General features: G+C 63.3%; 16 protein-coding genes and 2 pseudogenes. 8 read left to right on the top strand and 10 right to left on the bottom strand.

Annotated features, from left to right (window positions below):
- Nucleotides 1-444: 444 nt before the first annotated feature.
- Nucleotides 445-3,804, bottom strand: coding sequence for a response regulator (locus tag AC0YKC_RS09205; RefSeq protein WP_488510872.1), 3,360 nt, complete (start codon nt 3,802-3,804; stop codon nt 445-447).
- Between the two features lie 196 nt (nt 3,805-4,000).
- Between AC0YKC_RS09205 and AC0YKC_RS09200 the strand changes: the two genes are divergently transcribed.
- The gene (locus AC0YKC_RS09200; protein WP_320296560.1) at nt 4,001-4,348 is read left to right on the top strand and encodes a hypothetical protein; all 348 of its coding nucleotides are present in this window, start codon (nt 4,001-4,003) and stop codon (nt 4,346-4,348) included.
- A gap of 348 nt (nt 4,349-4,696) precedes the next feature.
- Nucleotides 4,697-4,918, top strand: coding sequence for a hypothetical protein (locus AC0YKC_RS09195; protein WP_488510871.1), 222 nt, complete (start codon nt 4,697-4,699; stop codon nt 4,916-4,918).
- A gap of 198 nt (nt 4,919-5,116) precedes the next feature.
- On the opposite strand, the gene AC0YKC_RS09190 is transcribed toward AC0YKC_RS09195, so the two are convergent.
- The 4 genes from AC0YKC_RS09190 to AC0YKC_RS09175 all read right to left on the bottom strand — a co-directional run bounded on the left by AC0YKC_RS09190 (nt 5,117) and on the right by AC0YKC_RS09175 (nt 7,995).
- Entirely contained in the window at nt 5,117-5,476 is a 360-nt protein-coding gene (locus AC0YKC_RS09190; protein ID WP_488510966.1) for a hypothetical protein, read from the bottom strand.
- 267 nt (nt 5,477-5,743) lie between these two features.
- Complete coding sequence (locus tag AC0YKC_RS09185; RefSeq protein WP_488510870.1) at nt 5,744-6,661, bottom strand: glutathione S-transferase family protein; 918 nt, start codon at nt 6,659-6,661, stop codon at nt 5,744-5,746.
- A 22-nt stretch (nt 6,662-6,683) separates the two neighbouring features.
- Entirely contained in the window at nt 6,684-7,265 is a 582-nt protein-coding gene (locus AC0YKC_RS09180) for a VOC family protein (protein WP_320296556.1), read from the bottom strand.
- A 229-nt stretch (nt 7,266-7,494) separates the two neighbouring features.
- Nucleotides 7,495-7,995 carry a helix-turn-helix domain-containing protein gene (locus AC0YKC_RS09175; RefSeq protein ID WP_488510869.1) on the bottom strand — a complete coding sequence of 167 codons (501 nt, stop codon included), beginning with the start codon at nt 7,993-7,995 and terminating at the stop codon, nt 7,495-7,497.
- 72 nt (nt 7,996-8,067) lie between these two features.
- Here AC0YKC_RS09175 and AC0YKC_RS09170 point away from each other — a divergent pair, with 72 nt between their 5' ends.
- Complete coding sequence (locus AC0YKC_RS09170) at nt 8,068-9,150, top strand: sensor histidine kinase (RefSeq protein ID WP_488510868.1); 1,083 nt, start codon at nt 8,068-8,070, stop codon at nt 9,148-9,150.
- Nucleotides 9,151-9,182: 32 nt separating this feature from the next.
- Nucleotides 9,183-9,812 (top strand): response regulator transcription factor, encoded by a 630-nt coding sequence (locus AC0YKC_RS09165; RefSeq protein WP_488510867.1) that lies wholly within the window; start codon nt 9,183-9,185, stop codon nt 9,810-9,812.
- A gap of 173 nt (nt 9,813-9,985) precedes the next feature.
- Here AC0YKC_RS09165 and AC0YKC_RS09160 read toward each other — a convergent pair whose 3' ends face one another.
- From AC0YKC_RS09160 to AC0YKC_RS09145, 4 genes and pseudogenes are all read right to left on the bottom strand, one after another.
- Nucleotides 9,986-10,186 carry a hypothetical protein gene (locus AC0YKC_RS09160; RefSeq protein ID WP_488510866.1) on the bottom strand — a complete coding sequence of 67 codons (201 nt, stop codon included), beginning with the start codon at nt 10,184-10,186 and terminating at the stop codon, nt 9,986-9,988.
- Between the two features lie 164 nt (nt 10,187-10,350).
- On the bottom strand, nt 10,351-10,773 hold the full coding sequence (gene mscL / locus AC0YKC_RS09155; protein ID WP_488510865.1) for a large conductance mechanosensitive channel protein MscL: 423 nt from the start codon (nt 10,771-10,773) through the stop codon (nt 10,351-10,353).
- 37 nt (nt 10,774-10,810) lie between these two features.
- Nucleotides 10,811-11,152: a DUF2853 family protein gene (locus AC0YKC_RS09150; RefSeq protein ID WP_488510864.1), complete on the bottom strand. Its 342-nt coding sequence runs from the start codon at nt 11,150-11,152 to the stop codon at nt 10,811-10,813.
- A gap of 103 nt (nt 11,153-11,255) precedes the next feature.
- Nucleotides 11,256-11,609 (bottom strand): annotated as a pseudogene (locus AC0YKC_RS09145) (YidB family protein); the annotation flags it as partial.
- A 338-nt stretch (nt 11,610-11,947) separates the two neighbouring features.
- Between AC0YKC_RS09145 and AC0YKC_RS09140 the strand changes: the two are divergent.
- The 3 genes from AC0YKC_RS09140 to AC0YKC_RS09130 all read left to right on the top strand — a co-directional run bounded on the left by AC0YKC_RS09140 (nt 11,948) and on the right by AC0YKC_RS09130 (nt 14,677).
- Nucleotides 11,948-12,301, top strand: a complete 354-nt coding sequence (locus AC0YKC_RS09140) for a hypothetical protein (RefSeq protein WP_488510863.1) — start codon at nt 11,948-11,950, stop codon at nt 12,299-12,301.
- A gap of 274 nt (nt 12,302-12,575) precedes the next feature.
- On the top strand, nt 12,576-14,171 hold the full coding sequence (locus AC0YKC_RS09135) for an OmpA family protein (protein ID WP_488510862.1): 1,596 nt from the start codon (nt 12,576-12,578) through the stop codon (nt 14,169-14,171).
- 17 nt (nt 14,172-14,188) lie between these two features.
- Nucleotides 14,189-14,677 (top strand): P-loop NTPase family protein, encoded by a 489-nt coding sequence (locus tag AC0YKC_RS09130; RefSeq protein ID WP_320296546.1) that lies wholly within the window; start codon nt 14,189-14,191, stop codon nt 14,675-14,677.
- 58 nt (nt 14,678-14,735) lie between these two features.
- Here the strand turns inward: AC0YKC_RS09130 and AC0YKC_RS09125 are convergent, their stop codons facing one another.
- On the bottom strand, nt 14,736-15,626 hold the full coding sequence (locus AC0YKC_RS09125; RefSeq protein WP_488510861.1) for an FHA domain-containing protein: 891 nt from the start codon (nt 15,624-15,626) through the stop codon (nt 14,736-14,738).
- A gap of 212 nt (nt 15,627-15,838) precedes the next feature.
- Between AC0YKC_RS09125 and AC0YKC_RS09120 the strand changes: the two are divergent.
- Nucleotides 15,839-16,063, top strand: a pseudogene (locus tag AC0YKC_RS09120) (SOS response-associated peptidase); the annotation flags it as partial.
- Nucleotides 16,064-17,320: the final 1,257 nt, after the last annotated feature.

Here is a 17,320-nt window from a genome sequence, read left to right as displayed (position 1 = left end):
CGCCCGGTGAGGGCAATAGCTCTCGATTATTACAGTCGCATGACAGTTTCGTGTCAGCCCAGTAACGCCCGAACGGGGATGTCTGGAGAGGTCCGCGGCGGCCTCGCGGGACCGGCCGGAGTTTGCCGCGGGAATCAGTAACTTGTCTGACTTTTGAATCAAAATTATCCCGGCGGCCGGGTCACGGCCGCCGGGAAATAAAATCCGGACGAGAGCGCGTTGCCTGTACGCCAGAGCGGATCATGGCCTGGCCATCGCCGAAAACAGGGTCCGTTGGGGTAGAGTCGACGCTGTTTCTTGTTGGCGGTCGCCGCTCCCGCCCGTAACTGAAAGGCGGAATCGATACGCCCATTGTCCTGGCTTGGCACATGCTTTGATATGGTGCGATCGCACCATACGTATGCGTCAATGCTCCTCGCGGGGTGCCGCCGGTCTGTCTCGCGCTTAGCCGGCGCTGCGCCGGACTTCCGCTTCGGCGCTCAGCCAGCGCTCGAGCTTTTCCAGCAGCGCGCGCGGGCTGATCGGCTTCGGCAGGTAATCGTCCATGCCGGCTTCCAGGCAGCGTTCGCGGTCGCCCTTCAGCGCATGCGCGGTAACGCCGACGATCGGCACATGCGTGCCCATGTCCTCCTCGAGCCGGCGGATAGCGCCCGTCGCCTCCAGCCCGTTCATTTCCGGCATCGACACATCCATCAGGATCATGCGTGGATTGAGCTTGCTGAAGGCGTCGAGCGCCTTGCGGCCGTTGCCGACGATCTCGAATCGGTAACCGGTCTCGCCGAGGATCTGGGTGAACACCAGCTGGTTCACCTCATTGTCCTCGGCCACCAGGATGTCGAGCCCGCGCTCCGCATCGGCGGGGCGCGGACGCGCCCGCCCCGGCGGCGGCTGCAGCATTGCGCGATCCGATGCCGCCGTCGGCGCCGGCGCGGCTTGCGGGAGGCTGCCGCCGCCAATGGCGGGTTGCCCCGCGGCGCTGCTGTGGCGATGGCGCTGGATGGTCGCGACCAGCGTTTCCAGGAGGATGGAGGAGCGCGCCGGCTTGATCAGCTGCGCGTCGATGCCGAGGTCGCGATAGGCCGTGTTGGCGAGCGACTGGTCGACCGAGGTCAGCATGATGATGGGCGTATGCGCCAGGCCCGCCGTGTTGCGCACGATGCGCGCCATCTCGGCGCCGGTCATGCCGGGCATCTGGTAGTCGAGCACGACGCAGTCGACCGGCACGCCATAGGCGGCGGCGGCAATCAGCACCTTCAACCCTTCGGCGCCGCTTTCGGCCGCGCAGGAATCGAACGTCCACGACGCCATCTGCTCGCTCAGGATCGAGCGGTTGACGGCATTGTCGTCGACGACGAGCACGCGCGCGCCGGTGACGTCGATCGGCATGATGCGCTGTCCGCCCTGCTCGGCCCTGGGCAGCGTAACCGTGAACCAGAAGGTCGAACCCTTGCCTTCGGCGCTGTCGACGCCGATCTCGCCGCCCATCATCTCGACCAGCCGCGAGGTGATGGCAAGGCCAAGACCGGTCCCCTCATGCCGCCTGGTCGAGGAGGTGTCGACCTGGCTGAATTTCTCGAACACCAGCTTCAGCTTGTCTTCCGGAATGCCGATGCCGGTATCGGTCACGGAAATGGTGAGCTTCGTCCCCGCGGGGATCCGGTCGCCCGTCACATCGACCAGAACATGGCCCTCGTCGGTGAACTTCACGGCGTTGCCGAGCAGGTTGGTGACGATCTGCCTGATCCGGCCGACATCGCCGACGAACTGGCCGTCGAGCCCGGGCTGGACACGGACGATGAGCTCGAGGTCCTTCTCCTTGGCGCGCGTCGATACCAGCGTCGCCACGTCCTCGATCGCCTCGGCGAGATTGAAGGGCGCCGGGTCGAGCACCAGCTGGCCGGCATCGATCTTGGAAAAGTCGAGGATGTCGTTGATGATGGTGAGCAGCGCGTTGCCGGATTTGACGATGATGTCGGTGAACGTCTTCTGCTTCGGATCGAGGTCCGACTTTGCCAGCAGCTCTGCCATTCCAAGAACCCCATTCATCGGCGTGCGGATCTCGTGGCTCATATTGGCGAGGAACTCCGACTTGGCCCGGTCGGCAAGCACGGCGCGCCGGCGCGCCTCGCCGAGCTCGGCCTCGCGCTGCTTGAGCTCGGTGATGTCGGTGGTGGAGCCGATGAGATAGAGCGAGCCGTCCGAGGCGATCATCGCGCCCTTGCGCGCGAACTGGTGCCTGACGCTGCCGTCCGGCATCGTCACCGTCTCCTCGATCTCCTGCGTCTCGCCGGTGCGCAGCACGGCAAGGTCGCTGGCGACGAAGGCTTCGCCGTCCGCGCCGAAAATCTCGACATCGGTCTTGCCGATGGCTTCTTCCCTGCTGAAGCCGGTGAGATCGCACCAGCCCTTGTTGACGTAGAACTGCCTGAGATCCGAGCGCTTGGCGTAGATCGACACCGGCACGTTGTCGATAAGGCTGCGGAACACCTCGTTCTCGCTCATGCTCTGCCGGAGCACCTGCTCGCGCGCCTTGACGTCGGTGATGTCGGTGCTGGAGCCGACCAGATGCACGGAGCCGTCGATCGCCACCAGCCGGCTCTTGCGCGTCATCAGCTGCCGCACCGTGCCGTCGCGGTGGGTGACGGCTTCCTCGATCTCGCGCCCCGCGCCGGTCGTCACGACTTCGGTGTCGTCATTGCTGAAACCGTCCGCCTCTTCCGTCGCGAAGAGCTCGCGATCCGTCTTGCAGAACACTTCGTCCTTGGCGAGGCCGGTCAGCGCGCACCAGGCCTTGTTGACGAATTCGATGCTGAGATCGTCGGCCTTGATGAAGGCGGCCACCGGCAGCTCGTCCATCACGTGCCGGTAGAGGTCGATCTGGCGCATGGAGTCGCCCAACGCCTTCTCGCGCGTCTTGATGTCGGTGATGTCGACGCGCACGCCGATGAACGTCCCGTCGTCGGTGCGCATGTCATAGACCTGGTACCAGCGCCCGTCGGCGTTGAGGCGTTCGTAGGCGGAACTCGGCAAACGGTACCGCTTGAGCATGGCGTCAAGCCAGCGCTCGGTGTCGACGCCATACAGACCGTCGATCTCGGCGTCGCCGCTCGAGCGGAAGTAGCCGACCGAATGGCCGAGCGACAACGCCTCGCGGAATGTGCGGCCCGGCTGCCAGGCCGGCTTCAGCGCCGGCAGCGTATCCTGCAGCTTGCGGTTGGCGAAGACGAAGCGGTCGTCGCGATCGTAGATGATGACGCCCGCCGGCAGCGACTCCAGCACGATGGCAAGGTTCCTGTGCGCGTCCTCCGCTTCTGTCTCGCGCTGTTTCATGTCGGTGATGTCGACATAGGAGATCAGCCGCTTGCCGCCGGGAAGCGGCGCCAACGAGGCGATCAGCGTGCGGCCGTCCTTGCGCGGCAACTGCCTGGATCCCGAGGTTCCAGCCCGGATTTCAGCCTCCCGCTCGGCCACATGGCTTTGCCAGGCCTGTTCCTCGCCGCCGAACGGATCGGCATCGCGGCTGGCTTCCATGAGGTCGCGAAAGCGGCTGCCGGCCGGAGCGCGCCGCGGATCGATCTTCCAGAAATCGTAGAACGCCCGGTTGACCACCTCCGCCCGCAATTCGGCATCGAGAACGATGACGCCGATCGGCATCGAATCGACCATCAGGCTCAGATTGGCAAGCGCCTCCGAAGGCCCGGCCATGTCGTGGACGTCACTGGGAAAAGCCCCGTTGCCGCTCATATCCGCCTTGTCGAAATTCCGCGCGCTGTCCGCCCCGACAGTCCCGTCCGTATCCGCCATTCCTACCCCCAAGGCCGAACCGCGCCGGTTCGTCGACGGAATGTGCCCGACAAGCATTAACGATCCGCTAACCATAATTATTGCAACCGCCTGCCCCCGGTGCCGTTGCCGCAAATTCCGGTCGCCGCCGGCTGCGGTAATCCGCCCGTTGGCGATTAAGGCAATGACGCATTATAAGGTGCCTGAGGTGTTGCTAATGTTTGGTCGAATCACGGCTTTCGTCTTGTGCCCGGTGCTGCTTGCGGCGGGCGGCTGCGTGCGCAGCGACGACGGCACGGTGATCGTACCTAGCCGGATGGATGTCAGGCGTGTGTGGGACGAGGCGCCGCCGGGAACGACCGCGTCGCGGCAAATGGCCTCGGACGTGTTTCCTCTGCCGCCAGGCCCGCCGCCGGATCCCGCTGTCCGGCGTCATTCCAGGCCCGCTTCGGCAAGGCCCTCCTACAGCCGGGATTTGCCCGGCCCGTCTTCCGGCGAGCAGCCCCCCCTGACCTGCCGGAATGTCGGCGAAACTGGCAAGCGCTACCGCGTCGTCTGCGAGTAAATTTGCCTGGTCAACACAGCCGGGCGCCTCTGCCGCAAGGCAGGGAACGGCGGCCCGATCAAGTCGCGGGGAAGAAGGCCGGCCCGACCACGCACACCGGCTTCGCGTCTGCCGGGACGAGGGCCTCCGACTAATGCATGTCGCGCAAAAGTGACCTCGGTTTTGCGGCAACGACATGCATCAAACAAAGGACCTAAAGCGCGTCGCCTGAATCCGTTTCAGCGCGACGCGCTTTAGGTCGGCGATGGCCAAACCCGCGGCGCGATCACGGATCACTGATGAAACCTTTGATGGGCGACAAGCGTTGTTGGCGTTGATGTGAGCCGCGCTGCGCGGAGGAGACTGAAGATGTCCATCCACTTCACCGTCTCTGGCCTGACCAGGAACCTGATCCATTCGCTTGGGCTGGATCATGAGCAGGCGCCGAGACCCCTTACCCCCGAACAAAGCCTTCTCTTGGATTGTTACCTTGCCGGGCAGATCCCGGACTCCGCCTGGAGCGATTACGTCTTCGAGATGCCGGAACTGGAAAAGCACGCCCAGATTCGGCGCGCACGCGGTTTGACCTGAAAGCAATTACAGGAAAGGTGTGAGCGGTTAATGCATGTCGCGCAAAAGTGACCTCGGTTTTGCGGCAACGACATGCATCAAACAAAGGACCTAAAGCGCATCGCCTGAATCCGTTTCAGCGCGACGCGCTTTAGGGTCGGCGCCTTCGCCGTAGCCTATCGTCCGGAATTGCGTTGGAACAAATAGTCAAGCCTGCTGCTACTTCTTCGGCGAGTCGAACTGCAACGTGAAGACGTTTCCGGCAACGCCTTGCGCCAGCGACGGCGAAAAGCTGAGCGGCAGGCAATCGTTCAGGGCCTTGGTCGCCGCATCGACATAGGCCTTGCGCGCCTTGTCGTCGCCGCCGACATGGATGGCGGTCGTCCTCGGCGGCCCGATCAGCGTGCCGTCGCGCTTGAAGCTGAAGCTGAGCGTGACCGAGGAATTGTCGGAATTGGCCGGCGGTGTCCAGCAGGCGAGCAAGGCGCCGCCGACCTCGTTCATGCTGTTGAGCGACGCGGCGGCCGATGGAAAGGGCGCAATCGACAGCGTGACCGCCATCACCAAGGATCTTGCCATGTTCATCGCGGGTTCCTCGTTGCCATCGCTCAACCGCCTGGCGGCATCGTACGATCCATGACGAGGATGAAAACAGGATTTCAGCCTGCCCGTCGGCGCCGCAATCATACTGTCGTGATTGCGGCGCGATGGCCGGAAAAGCAAAAGGCCGGCACGGAGCCGACCTTTCCCTTGCCTCGTCATGGCGCCAGTACATCCGTGGTCGCGGCGAGGACTGCGACCAGTAGACAGGCCTTAGGTAAACGAAACCTTAACCCCGAAGGACTGTTACGCCCTGGCCTGCGATTTCACATGCGCGATGTAGCCGCGCACGTCGCCGGCGGGTTCGGCGTAAGCCTTGCCGAGCTTCTTCTCCAGCGCCGCCATGTATTCCTTCGCCCATTTGGGCAGCGCGTAGTCGATGACCGCCAGGAATTCGAGCGTTGCCGCCAGCCTTATATCGGCGATCGACGGGTTGTTGCCGCCGATGAACGGCTTGCCGTCGCGAAAGAAAGAGTGAAACACCTCGAGCGGCTCGGCGATCGCGGCCATTGCCGCCTTCTGCGCTTCCGATTTCTTGTCGGGGTGGGCGTCGCTGTGACCGACCTCGCCGGCATATTGCGGGAAGCCGAGCGCCGGGTAGGTCGCGCGCGCGACGTAAGGGTAAAGCGTGCCGACCAGATAGAACATGGCGCTGTCGACCATCGCCCGCTTGGCCGGCGCCTTGGGATAGAACTTATCCAGCCCGTGCTTGTTGGCGAGGTACTGCATGATGGCACAGCTTTCCCACAGCACGCCGCGCGGCAGGCCCTTGTCCTCGATCATCGGCGTCAGATGCGCCGGATTGCGCGCCAGGAACTCGGGCGAACGCGTATGGCCCCAGGCATCGGTCTCCGCCGGATCGAGCCCGGCCGCGCGCGCGAACACCCGCACGGTCATGTTGTTGACGCTCGGCCTCAGCATGCTGAGTTTTACACCCGGCTTCTTAGCCGGCTTCACTTTGGCCTTAGGCACGGCCTTTGCCGTCGCTTTAGGCGCGGCCTTTGCCGTCGCTTTAGGCGCGGCTTTTGCCGTCGCTTTAGGCGCGGCTTTTGCCGTCGCTTTGGGTGCGGCCTTCGCCGTCGCTTTGGGCGCGGCCTTTGCCGTCACCTTCGCGGCCGCCTTGGCCGCGGGTTTCTTTGCACTCTTCGTTGCAGCTTTTGCCATGTCGGTCCTCCCTCTGGCCCGGTTAATAAGGATTTTTTGCCGCCCTGTTTTCCGACAGGGTTTCGCGTGACCGCTCGACCAGCGCCTGGATGGCGTCGGCCAGATGCAGTTCGGCGATGTTGTAGTCGCCGCGCGCCACGCGGATCTTGTGCGCCTCCATCAGCACGTCGGCATGGGTGAAGCCGGCCGGCGGGTCGAAGCGGTAGGAGGCAAGCTCGATCAACAGTCCCAGCGGATCCTCGAAATAGATCGAGTCCATGAAACCGCGATCCTTGACGCCGCTGTGCTTGATGCCGCGCTCGTCGAGCCGCGCGACCGCCTGCAGGAAGGTGACCCGCGACACCGAGAACGCGATGTGGTGGACGCAGCCGATATCGGTCGGTGTCCGCCGCCTGACCGGGGTCCGGCTTTCGTCGGTGAAGACGGTGATCAGCCGCCCGTCGCCCGGATCGAAATAGAGATGGCTTTCGCTCGCCTTGTCGAGATTGGGCTGCTCGAAGATGAAAGGCATGCCGAGCACGCCCTCCCAGAAGTCGATCGAGGTCTGGCGCCCGGCACCGACCAGCGTGATGTGATGAACGCCTTGCGACTGCAGCTTTTGCATTGGCTCCTCCCGCCTGCTCCCGCGCCTTGCCGGCTGGCGGATTTCCAAGGGCCTGGCCGCGCTCGGACCAGCCCTAGGCACGCGACCGCCGCCCGGTTCTCGTCGCGCCCCGAATTCCGCATCTTGTCGGATCGCGGCCGGAGCGTCGATGAGGGGATGCTAATTCAATCCGAGGCGTTGCGCCAGAAGCGCTGACGCTTCACGGGATTGGCGCGGGCGTCTCGACCCCTCAGGTCGGGATCCAGGCCACGGTCCTGCCGGTATCGCTCGGAACACCCCCGATTCCGGCGGATAAATGAGGCGAAATAGCACCCAGGGGTACTTCCAGGATGTGCGCGATTGCCTTGAGGGTCTTGGCGGAGGCCGTCTTTCCGGAGCGCTCAATCTGCGACAGCATGCTCGGGGTTATTCCGGCCTGGGCGGCGAGCTGCCTTCCGCTCAGGCCGCGCAGGACCCTGACGGCGCGAACCGGGTTCTCGCCAGCGGCGATCCTGTCGAGGACGCGCTTGGGCAAAGGACTGGTGGCGGCAGGCTCGTCAAGCTCGCTCACACCCGCCATCGCGGTCCGCTTGAGTATGCGGAACTGGGATTCCGGCAGCACGACCATGCGCTCTTTCGAGCCCGGGTGCTTGATGAATTGAACGTTTAGCTTCATGGCAACCTTCAACCTACCTTCTTGGGCGAGGAAGGGACATCTGCCGAAAGTCAGGGCGACGATGACGAAAGTCATATTCGTTTGCGGTCGGTTCGGGCTTACGTCAAAGTGGACTGCCGCGCCCCGCGGTTGTTTTTGCGAGAACGAATGATCGATATCGGCACAGAATTACTGCCGGCCGCGCGAGCGGAAGTCATCGGGCTTGCTGTTTTGCGGGCCGACAGGACAGTTCAGCAAAAAGTGGGGCGCTTGGTCGAGTGGCTCCCCGCCCTTGGAGCGGACTGCTGCCTGTGCACGCTGCTGGTCGGCATGGAGGCCGAGATGGCGGCCTTGTCCGAGGGACGCCGCGACCTGATCGCCTTGTCGGGCGTGCGGGCCGAATTGCCGGGGCTGGACCGCCCCGTCACCGCTGTGATCCTGTGGAATGGCGATCGATCGCACTACGTCGTGATCGCGATGCCGGACTTCACGGCGCGCCAGGCCGAGATCATGTTCGAAAGCGAGCGGCGCGCCCGACGCTTGATGGAGCAGCAGCTCGAAGCCGCCAATTCCGAGGTGCGCTTCGCGACGCTCGCCCGCACCCGCCTTCGCCTGGCGCGCGACCTCCACGACACGCTCGTGCATTCCATCATCGCGTTGCTGACGCAGATCCGGTTGACGCGGCATTTCCTGGCGACCGATCCAGCCCGCGTTGCGGACGGGCTCGCGATTGCCGAGGAAGCCGCGATAGCCGGCCTGGCGCGGGCGCGCGACGCCATCGCCCGGCTCAGGATGCCCGACGACCTCGAACCGGGTTCGGATATCGAGAAGATGCTGTCGGACTTCGCGCAGCAGACCGGCATCGAGGTCTCCACGCAAATCGATGACGGAGCTCGCCCCGGGCTGCAGGATCACGAGACGACGATTCGGCGCATCGTCGGCGAGGCGTTGCGTAACGTCGAGGCGCATGCGAAGGCGCGACGGGTCCGGTTCGACGCGGTCGTGGAGAGAACCGAAGCTGGCGGAAGGCTCATTGTCGATGTCCGCGACGACGGACGCGGCTTTGACGGGACCGTTCCCAAACAGGGGCATTTCGGGCTGATTGGAATGGCCGAATTCGCCGAGCTCGCGGGGGGACAATGCGCGGTCGAAAGCGCGCCGGGGGCAGGTACGCTGGTTCGGACATCCCTGCCCGTGACCGCGTCGGCGACGAACGACCGACCCAGCAGCGGCGAGCGTATAGCCAGATGACCGATCCGCACCTCAAACCCGAAAGGATACGCGTGCTGATCGCCGAGGATCAGACATTGATCCGGGAAGGCCTTGCCACGCTCCTTGCCCAGCAAAACGACGATTTCGAAATCGTCGGCGCCGCCGCCGACGGCGAGCAGGCGATCGAGTTCGCGCGCCGGTACCGTCCGAACGTCGTCCTGATGGATCTGCAGATGCCGCGCGCCGACGGCGTCACGGCAACCCAGCGTATCCTGCGCGAATTTCCGGGAACCGGCATCGTGGTCCTGACCACCTTCGAGACCAACGACCTGATTTTCGAGGCCGTCAGCGCCGGAGCCAAGGCGTATCTGCTGAAGGACTCCAGGATCGACGAGATCGCGGCGACGATCCGAACCGTGGCGAACGGCCAATCCGCGCTTTCACCCGGTGTCGCCGCGAAAATCCTCGAGGAATTCAAGCGATTGCGTCCGCGCCACGCCCCGGCGAGCGCGCCGGCGCGCGGCGACCTCACAGCGCGCGAGAACGAAATCCTCAAACTGATCATCGAAGGCAAGAGCAATGGCGAGATCGGCGCACAACTGCATTTGGCCGAGGGGACGATAAAGAACTACGTCAGCACGATCCTCGAGAAGTGCGGGGCCAAGAACCGGACCGAGCTGGCCATCAAAACGATAGGCTGAACGATCTTGCGGGTTAACACCCGTCCGGCACGGCAGGGCCGTCGATGCTCAGAAAGGCCCGCGGCTCGGGGTTTAGGGGAAGCCACGGGCAGTCTGGTTGCCTGAGTTCCTGCTCTTGGCGGCAGGTCAGGGGATGGCGACGGCAGCCGGTGCCTCGCTGAGGCCCTCGACAGCTATTTCCTTGCCTGATTGCGAGCTTCGATTTCACGAAGCGCCAGTATGGTCAGGACCATCTCGGCGCTGCCAACCGACGGTCGTGGCGCAAGCAGGCGTATGAGCGCGTTGAGCTGCTCGGCGTCCATTTCAGCCAAATGGCCTTTCACGGTCCGCATGGTCTCGTCGAGCTTCGTCAGCAATTCCGCAACGATCGTCATGTCCGAAGCCTTGCCCATGGTTCGCGGGCGATTTTGTTAGAGGCGGAACGCTGTGCTGAAGATTTCCGCTGATCGGCCGAGAGGGCTTGCGGATTGAGAAACGACGCAGTCTGGAGCGGGATTAAGGCGGCCGGACCAGGGTCCGGCCGCCTCGAACGATTCTGCTATTTTCTCGCGAGCAGGTCGCGGATTTCGGTCAGAAGCTGCACGTCGGCGGCCGGCGGGGCCGACGCGGCGGCGGGCTTCTCGCGTTCAAGCCGCTTGCGCATATTGTTCACCGCCTTGACCATCAGGAAGATGATGAAGGCAAGGATCAGGAAGTTCAGCACCACGGTGATGAAGCTGCCATAGGCAAAGACCGCGCCTTCCTTCTTGGCATCGGCCAGCGCGGCCGAATGGACGTTCGATGAAAGCCCTATGAAATAATTGTTGAAGTCCAGCCCGCCGAAGATCGCGCCGACGATCGGCATGATGATGTCGTTGACGAGTGAATCGACGATCTTGCCAAAGGCGGCGCCGATGATGACGCCGACGGCCAGGTCCATCACATTGCCCTTGGAAATGAATTCCTGGAATTCTTTGAGCATCCCCAACTCCTCTTAGCCCATTTGCCTGTTCGCGCCGTCAGGCGAAGGCGCTCTCGCGCCTGAAATGCTTGACGAGCAGATAGTAGAAGACCGCGCGATGTTTGTTGCGGTTGGTGCGGCCGTACTGGTCGATGACCCTGGCGAGCCCCGCGTCCAGGCCGGCATCGGCCGCCAGCCCCAGTTTTTTGACGAGAAAATTCTGCTTGACCCGTTCCAGCTCCTCCTTGTCCGAAGCCGAAACGGTGGATGCATCCTTATCGTAGATCGCCGGGCCGCAGCCCTTCGTCACCTTCGTCAACAGATCCATATCCGCCGTAAGGCCGCACTTCACCCTCAGGTCCGCCGCATATTTGCCGATCAGTTCGTCTTGCTTGCTCACACGCTTGCCCTCTCGTTTCCGGCTGAACAGCGACGTTGCCATTGAGCCGCGCGGCCTGGTTGCCGCAAAGCCATGTCTGGATTTGTCTTGTCGCCCGTAGGTGTCAGCCGCGGCGCGTCGCGAGCACCCCGTCGGGGCTGGCCTGGTCGACCGCGGCCGGAAGATGCTGCGCCAACACGGCGGCCACCTGATCCAGCGGAATCCCGAACTGGCTCGCCAGTTGCTGAAGACGTTGGTCGCCAAGCGCCGACTTGATCTCGTCGGGCGCGATCGGAAGATTGGCGCCGTTGGTGCTCAGCCAGGATTCGACGCGGTCGCCGAGACCCGACTTCTGCAGCATGGCAAGCACGCCCTGATAACCGCCAACACTGGTCAGCGCATCGGCCAGGAGGTTCGAGCCTCCGCCCTGCTGCCCGCCCTGCAACGCGCTTTGCAGACTGTCCAAAAATCCCATCCGGAAACCTCCCGTCGAAAATCACGTCCGCCGTCGCGCAACGTTCAGACGTGCTGATCTAGGTCGTTTCGTCGGGTCGCGACACCTGACGAAGGTCAGGACCGGAGATGACGAAGGTCATATTCGGCGGCAGCCGGACAGCCTCGATCCGATCAGGCTCGAAGGATGACTGGCGTGAGGGTAGTCATTGCGATAGGTGACGATGGACATGGCGGCGCGAATGCCACGCTCGACCTATGACAGCCCGGCGACGGCAATAAGTCGATTGCCTGTCGCACGAATTAGGATTTGATATAACGATCGTCACAGTGTCAGTGAGCGTGGAAAACCGGGGAACGAACATGAAAGCCGCCGAGCAAGCTGGAAAAGCCAAGGATGGAGCCGCATCCGCCAACGGATCGGAAGCGACAATCCATCCCGACGCGACGATCGATCAGGTTCGCAATCTCCTGTTCGGAGGCGCGCAGCGATCGATCGAGAGCAACCTTGCCGGCCTGCGCGAGGAAATGCAGGCCACCATCAAGCAGCTCCAGGCGGACTTTGCCAAAGAGCTCGCGACCCTGCAGGCGCACGTCCTGGAACTTGAGCGGGAGACCGAACAGAAGCGGCTCGCCTCGCAAAGGGACATCGGCGCCGCGATTTCGGAGCTTGGAGCAACCATCAGCGGGCTAGGGTCCGGCCGCGCGGGAAAGTAGCATGACGTCCGCCGCCGGCCAGAACCGTGAGATCGAGCAGCTTAGAAAACTGCTCTTTCAAACGGAGGCGGCGCGTCTCGAGGCGCTGGGGGCGGACGTCGCCCTGCTTCAGCAGTATATAGGCAGCCCCTCCCGCCTGGAAACGGCAACGGCCGACATCCTCGTCGCAGCGCTGGAGCGCGCCGAGGTCGTTCGGCCGCGCGAACTGGCGAACGTCATCGCGCCATCGGTGGTCTCCGCGATCCGCAGCGAGATCAGGAACTCACGCGACCTCATGGTCGATGCGCTCTACCCGATCACGGGCAGGCTGGTCAGCGCGGCCGTGGCAAACGCTTTCAAGGAACTCGTCGCGCGGCTGGAGCAGCGCCTCAACGCCCTGACATCCACGGAGCTGTGGATCGGGCGCATCAAGTCGCTGGCGACGGGCCGTCCGATCAGCGAGTTCGTTCTGGCAAATGCCAGTCCGCCGCGCGTCAACCGGCTGCTCATGATCGAGCGCGGCAACGGACGCCTCGTCGCGGACTGGAAGCGCCAAGAGACCTCTGACGAGCGGGCCGACCTGCTGAGCGCGATGGTCGCGGCGATCCTGGAATTTTCCGTCCAGGCCCTGGCGGGAGAGGGCAATCTGCAGCAGCTCGATTTCGGCGGACGCGAGATCGTACTGCGCGCCTCGCCCCGGTTCATCCTGGCGGCGGAATGCATCGGCCCCCTTCGCCCCACCGACGACGCCAGGATCAATTCGCTTTTCTTCGACACGATCGAGACCATGGATGGCGGCATCGGCTGCGACGCGGCCATGCTGGCGTCGCTGGCCTCCTCCATAGAAGCGGGTCCTGCAGTGGAGCCGAAGCCGCGTCGGAGCGCAAAGGTCGTCCTGTTCGTGCTCGCGGCTCTCGTCGCCGCCGGGTTGGCATGGCTGGCGAGCGTCTATTGGACCCGCACGATGCTGGAGCGCCGCACCAACGATGCGCTCCAGGAACTGGCAGGCAAGGAACCGCTGCTGGAAACGTTTCCGCTGCGTCTGGATTTCGACCACGGCAACCGCAGCGTCTCGGTCTCCGGCATAGAGCCAAGCCAGGTGCAGACGACTCCGCTGATCGACGCCCTGGCCAAGGCCGCCACGCCCTATCGGGTCGTCGGCCGGATCGGCGTCGTGCCGGGCACGGAACAATTGGCGACGCTCAGCGCCGACATCGACGCCCTGCGGCAATCGGCGACCGGCCTCCAGGCGGGCATCGACGAAAACCGCCGGGCGCTCGCTGAACTGCGGCAATCTCTCGCCGGCTTGCAGAGGTCCGCCGGCGAAACCGGCGAAGCGGTTGCCGGTCAGCGGCAGTCCCTCGCCAGCTTGCAGGCCCGCATCGATCAGGCGCGCGTGCCGAGTGAAGAAGAGGCGAAATCCCTTGCCGGCCTGCAGGCAGGCCTTGACCAGACACGGGCAGCGCTCACCGAGGAAACAAAATCCAGGAACCAGCAATATGATGCCATGCGGTCGATCGCCGACGGCCCCGCCGAGCGGCTCGATCGCTTCATGACCGCGACGGCAATCTTCTTTGGCGACGCCGACGCCTTTGCCGATGACAAGGCGGCCGACCAGCAGATCCGCGATCTGGCCGGACTTCTTGCGGGCAACGACCTGAGGATCCGGGTCGTCGGGCACGCGGATGACACCGGAACGGAAACGACCAACCGCGCGGTCGCCCGCAAGAGAGCGGATCAGGTGGTGAGGAAATTGACCTCGCTCGGGATCGAGCCGTCGCGGTTGTTCGTGGTTTCGCGCTCGTCATCGATGCCGATTTCCGACGTGCCGAGCGAAGGCAACCGCCGCGTCACCTTCGAAAACGTGTTCCGCGCCGAGCGCCCTCAATGATGCTCAGCGCAAAGGTCATGCTGCTTGGCGACATGGGTGTGGGCAAGACGTCCATCATGTATCGCCTCGTGCACGATCGCTTCGACGGCGAATACAAATCGACGCTCGGTGTCGAGGTGCTCAGCTACGATGTTCCGGCCGATCCGGTCCGCGGCGGCGACGCGGCGCGCCTCGTGCTATGGGACACCGACGGCGATTTCGGGACGCGCATCTTCGACACCGTCTACGTGACCGGCGCGTCGGCCGCCATCGTCGTGTCGGACGTGACGCGCCCGCAAACCGTGACGCGCATGGTCGAGCTGGTTCGCAGCTTCGAGACGAGGTTTCCGGGCAGGCCGTACAGGGCCCTCGTGAACAAGATCGATCTCGCCGAAGCCCCCGGCAGTGCCGAAGAGATCGGCCAGCTGCCGCGATCGAGCGTCAAGTTCGTGAGCGCCAAGAACGGCGAGGGAATCGTGGAGGCCTTTGCCGAGCTCGCCGAAACGATACGGCGCCGACAGCTTTAAATTTAGATCGGTCGGTGTGGCTTTGCCTTGACGGTCGCGGCTAACGACCTCAGCCGGGTCAGTTCGAGACAATTTCGTAGTGAAGAAGCTGGGCGTCGCCGAGCGACGATGTCCGTCCAGGCGAGATGACGCCGGAGCCGAAGAGGAGAAGATCTTCACGGCGCACGAATACTTCATGGCCGGGTCCCATCGACACGAATGTGCCCGACGAGCTTCGCTCGATGAACCGGGCCTTGCCGTTCGAAATGGTGAAAGTCGCGTGGTGCCGTGAGACCCAAGGCCGCTGGACGACGATATTGCATTCGGGAGATCGGCCGATCGTCACCGATTCGTTGTTTCGGCAGGTTCGCAACTGATCTCCATAGCGGATAACCAGATTGATCTGCCGCGGCAGGGCGGAGCGCCTGTCGACAAAGGTGCCCTGGCTGGTGATGTGCGTGCTGGGAACCCCGTCGTCTCTCCCCAGCGTATAGACATCGAAGAGTTCTTGCTTCCCCTTGAAGGCCATTTTGTCGAGAAGCCGCAAGGCACCGCGGCTGCCTGCGGAAAGGGCTTCGAAGAAGCTCTGGCTGATCAACACCTCCCCGGGATTGGCCGTGCTGGACAACCTTGCGGTGACATTGACAACGTCGCCGAATAGCGCGCCCCGGGCGCGAATGACCGCCCCGAAATGCAAACCGATACGGGCGCTCAACGGTCCTTTCGTCAGTTGGCTGCTGATTTGGCAGACAGCCCCCAGCGCCGCCTCCGGTCTCTCGAACAGGCTGAGCACGTCATCGCCCTTCGAGTAAATGAAATCACCACCGTGCCGGCCGGCGATCTCGCGTATCACGTCCAGGCAATCCGACACCTGCTGCAGGGCGGCATCGTCGCCGATGCGCTCATAGAGCGGCGTGCTGCCCACGACATCAGCCAAGAGGACTGCGGCTAGAAGTCTTTCCTGATCCATCGACCCGTATCCGCCCCGAGAACGCGGCGTGTATAACATAACAAAGTTGCCCTTGACCTATCCATGCAGTTCTCGGTGACGGGAATGGATTCAGGGCCGGGCGTTCATGACGCGGCTCGATTGTTCGAGATAACAGCTTGGTGCTTGGCGAGCTACTCGGAAGGGCTCCGCTGACGCTGTTCCTGCGTAGGCAGTTCGCGCAGCGTTGCGGCTTCATGACCTCCAAACCGAATGCTTTGGTAGCGCCGATCCACGAGAAGGCCATGCCGGTGATCCTGACTACGCAGGAAGAGATCGAGACGTGGATGACAGCGGCATGGTCGGAAGCAAAGGCGCTCCAGCGCACGACCCCTGATGACGCGCTGGTCATCGCCGACAAGCCTGCGACGCAGATCAAGTTTCCGCAGCAGGCGCAAGCACAAGGTTCGATGTTATGAGACGGACCAACCCGTCGAGGGCTCCGGCCAAAACGGGCGAAAACGCCGCGCAGGGTATTGTTGCGGGATCGCTAATACTACGGTCTGGTTTTAGCCGTCTTGCCCCCGAGTTGACTAGGCTCGGCGGTCAGCCCAACTCACCCCAACGCGGACTGCCGGGCCGCATCAGGCAAACCCTTTTGCCAGTGTCTGTCTAAGCCGTTGCAGGGGTTTTCTGCAATCGGGCGGCGGCAGTGTAACGTCCTCCGTTCGTACGGCGAGTGAATTAGCAGTCACTGATATAATGACATTCAGGTCGGCGTTTTGTTCCTACCCCTAACCCCGCGCCGGCCAGGCCCGGCTCGCGCGCGGCACCCCCCGCCTTACGCGGCCGGGCCGCCCTAGGGGCCGCTACTGTTACCCCGATGGACTGCCCACCCGATGCGCGGTCGAGTGTCGCTCGAAAATTGCGAGCTTGTGCCTATAAGTCATTCGCACAGTTGCAGAGCAACCCTCACATCTGAAGGTTGCGACGCTCTTGATCCAAGAGCCTTTCTTGACAATCTTCCTATGGCACTCCGGGCAATCAAACATCAGGTTCTTGTCGCCCAGGTCATTTGATAAGGGCATCCCCCATCCCCAGCCAAGCACGTACCCCAACACCTTTGCTCGGATTGATCGCATACACGATCCTTTACAACTGTAAGCTTCGTCACACTGGCGCGCATGCGGCCAGGATTGAGCTGCTGCGGTCCAGCACAAGCTTGTGTGGGCGCTCGCCAGTGGCGCAGGCAGACCGCCCGGCGTGATCTTATGCCGGTCGTTTCGTGAACGAAAAAGGCGGGCCTTGCGGAGCCCGCCGCCGGCTTGAGGGCGCCCCGCGACGGGCCGGCAGACGGGTACGCACCCGTTGTTTCCGCTCAAGCTCTCGGGTTGCTAATCGCCAACTCGTCCAGTTCCCGACTATTGGGTCGAGCACCTCATCACAATGAAGGGCGACATGCGCAGGCAGCTATGGGATCCATTCTGAAATATTCACGGGGAATTTCTAAGATGGACGCAGTAGGCCTTTATCGATGTCCTGGAAATCCGCCCTTTGCCTGCATCCTGGATAAGGCCAACTGCAATTACATGGCCCAGGACGCCTACCGTGCTGGGGGGATCAAGCCGGACTTTGACGCATTGCCGTGGGAAGCTGACTACAGGGCCGCAAAGCAAAATTCTAGAAAGGCATGACAGTTGGAATGCGGCCTCGCCAGCCACCGGCGCGCTTGCCAA

This window comes from Mesorhizobium sp. CNPSo 4661 (genome assembly GCF_057784215.1).
The sequence above is the reverse complement of the archived record's forward strand: the minus strand, read 5'-3'. Positions and strand labels throughout refer to the sequence as shown.